This is a genomic window from Streptomyces sp. CBMA123, from assembly GCF_014596465.1.
GTDB lineage: Bacteria > Actinomycetota > Actinomycetes > Streptomycetales > Streptomycetaceae > Kitasatospora.
This window is the reverse complement of the sequence record NZ_MECK01000460.1, coordinates 1-1816: the sequence shown is the minus strand read 5'-3', so window position 1 is coordinate 1816 and position 1816 is coordinate 1. Positions and strand designations below refer to the sequence as shown.

Annotated in this window: 3 protein-coding genes; 2 read left to right on the top strand and 1 reads right to left on the bottom strand. The window is 78.5% G+C overall.

Annotated elements, in window-relative coordinates; genetic code table 11:
* Positions 1 to 220: 220 nt before the first annotated feature.
* The gene (locus BG452_RS34230) at positions 221 to 826 is read left to right on the top strand and encodes an AAA family ATPase (RefSeq protein ID WP_188308244.1); all 606 of its coding nucleotides are present in this window, start codon (positions 221 to 223) and stop codon (positions 824 to 826) included.
* Between the two features lie 29 nt (positions 827 to 855).
* On the opposite strand, the gene BG452_RS34225 is transcribed toward BG452_RS34230, so the two are convergent.
* Positions 856 to 1242 carry a hypothetical protein gene (locus tag BG452_RS34225; protein ID WP_188308243.1) on the bottom strand — a complete coding sequence of 129 codons (387 nt, stop codon included), beginning with the start codon at positions 1240 to 1242 and terminating at the stop codon, positions 856 to 858.
* 153 nt (positions 1243 to 1395) lie between these two features.
* On the opposite strand from BG452_RS34225, the gene BG452_RS34220 reads away from it, so the two are divergent.
* A partial coding sequence (locus BG452_RS34220) for an AAA family ATPase (protein WP_317621363.1) occupies positions 1396 to 1816 on the top strand: 421 nt, incomplete at its 3' end.

Here is a 1816-nt window from a genome sequence, read left to right as displayed (position 1 = left end):
CCCCCCCTACCCCCCCGCCACCCCCGCCGGCCGCCCGGCCGCCCGGCCGTGATCCGGATCCGGTACGGGCGGGCGGGCGGGCGGGCGGCGGGACCAGACCGTGGGCCGGCTTCCGGCGCCGGGGGCCTGGCCGGGAGGAGCCGCTCCCACGGCGCCTCCCCCACCCCACAGAGCCCGCCGGCCCCCGCAACCGCTTACCCGCGTCCCCTAATGTGACCGTATGCACACCGACCACCGTCCCTGGGACGTCCTGCTGATCGGCGGCGCCTCCGGCGTCGGCAAGAGCCGCGCCGCCGCCCTTCTCGCCGAGCGGCACGGCGCGTTCGTGGTGGAGTTCGACGACGTCGTCGCCGCGCTGCAGGCCGCCACCACCCCGGCCGGCCACCCCGGGCTGCACCACTTCGCCGGCCACGGTGCCCCGGAGGAGGAACTGGGCGCCGACCGTGTCCTGGACCTGCAGATCGCCACCGCCCACGCCCTGGACGAGGCGCTGCTCGGCGTCGTGCGCAACCGGCTGGGCGTCGAGGTGCCCGCCGTCGTCGAGGGCGACTACCTCAGCCCCCGGGCCGCCGCCCGCGCCGTCGCCGAGGCCGCCGGCCGGGGCCGGCGCCTGCGCGCGGTGTTCCTCCACGAGGGCGACCCGGAGCGGATCGGCGCCAACTACGCCCACCGCGAGCCGGACCGCGGCCCCCAGCCGGCCCGCGCCGCCGTCAGCGCCCGCTACTCCCGCTGGCTCGCCGACCAGGCCGGCGCCCACCGCCTGCCCGTGGTCGACTGCCGGCCCTACGAGAGCCTGCCGCAGCGCCTGGCCGCCGCCCTGGCCTGAACCGGCCCGGGCGGCGGCGATCGCCACCGCTACGGCGCGGGGGCGTCCTCGATGCCGGAGATCAGCTTGGTGCTCAGGTCGCTCCGCACCGCCAGCCGGGTGCGCCCGGCGTCCGGACCCGTGCCCCAGGTCAGCGTGACCGTGGTGAACAGGTGCCCGGCGCCCGAGTCGTGGTAGCGCACCTCCCAGGCGGTCGGCACGTCCTGGGCGCGCAGCACGCCGTCGGCGTGGTCGGCCTCCTCCCAGGCCGCCAGGCGCCGGCGCAGGTCCTCGGTGAGGTAGTGGGCGCGCAGCCCGTGCGACAGGTCGTCGGTGCCGTCGTCGACGGCGTCGATGTAGGCGCCGTAGAAGTCGGCCACCCGGTCGAGCGCCGAGTCCGGGCCGCCGGCGCGCACCGCGTCTGCGGGCTGGGTCATGATGGTCCCCTCCGTCCGGGCCCCGGCGGCAGCGCGCCGCCCGGGCCGATTGGTCCCTCCACCGGGCACAACGAGCCCGCGGCGCCGGAGGTTTCGGGTACGAAGTTGCCAACAGGCGCGGCTGGTCGGCGCGTTGGACGGGAGGCGGGTGCGGTGCTGATCGTGGTGAGCGGCGGGCCGGGCAGCGGCAAGACGACCCTGGCACACGCCCTGGCCCGGGCCGTCGGCTGCCCGGCCCTCGTCCGGGACGAGGTCAAGGAGGGCCTGCTGCACGCCGGCACCCGCACCCCGGCCCCCGACCTGGCGGTGCGCGACGCGTTCTTCGGCGTGCTGGGCGTCCTGGTGGACGCCGGGGTGAGCGTGGTCGCCGAGGCCGCCTACCAGGACCGGCTCTGGCGCACCGGCCTCCAGCCGCTGGCCGCCCGCGCCGAACTGCGCGTCGTGCACTGCCGGGTGGACCCGGCCCTGGCCCGCCGGCGGATCGCCGCCCGCCTGGCCGCCGAGGGCCACCGCGCCGCCCACGCCGACCGCGAACTGCTCGCCGCCCCACCCGGGCCGGGCAACCTGCTGGACG